Annotated in this window: 1 protein-coding gene; it reads right to left on the minus strand. The window is 49.9% G+C overall.

The genetic code is table 11. From position 1 onward, the window contains the following. Nucleotides 1-216 (minus strand): terminase gpP N-terminus-related DNA-binding protein (locus tag A596_RS21610; RefSeq protein ID WP_039918833.1); only part of this gene is annotated, 216 nt, incomplete at its 3' end. Between the last annotated feature and the right edge of the window lie 139 nt (nucleotides 217-355).

The raw sequence follows: 355 nt of genomic DNA on the forward strand, positions 1-355 counted from the left end.
TTGAATTAAGCGGGCTTCAATCGTGCCTTCCACGCGATCAATCGGCGTGGCCTCTTCCCACTTGTCGCGAGTTTTCCACGTGTGAATAGTCGAGGCCTTTTCGCCGATTGTTTCAGCAATGCGAGCGACACGCCACCCTTGCCAATACAAAGCACGGGCTTGTTGGCGTGGTGACATATCGGGAGTGATGATTAATTGCGGGGCAGCATTTGACATGCCACAAGTTTGACGAGGTTTTTTATTCTGCGAATCTAATGACTGCTGTAATACAGCACATTACAGCAGCAACAGCTTGGATAAAGGAAGGGATCGCGCGAAGCTGTGCTCACCAAACATTCGCAAACATGATGAGGCA

It is taken from the genome of Cellvibrio mixtus subsp. mixtus J3-8 (assembly GCF_000766945.1).
In the GTDB taxonomy this organism is placed as follows: Bacteria; Pseudomonadota; Gammaproteobacteria; order Pseudomonadales; family Cellvibrionaceae; genus Cellvibrio; species Cellvibrio mixtus_A.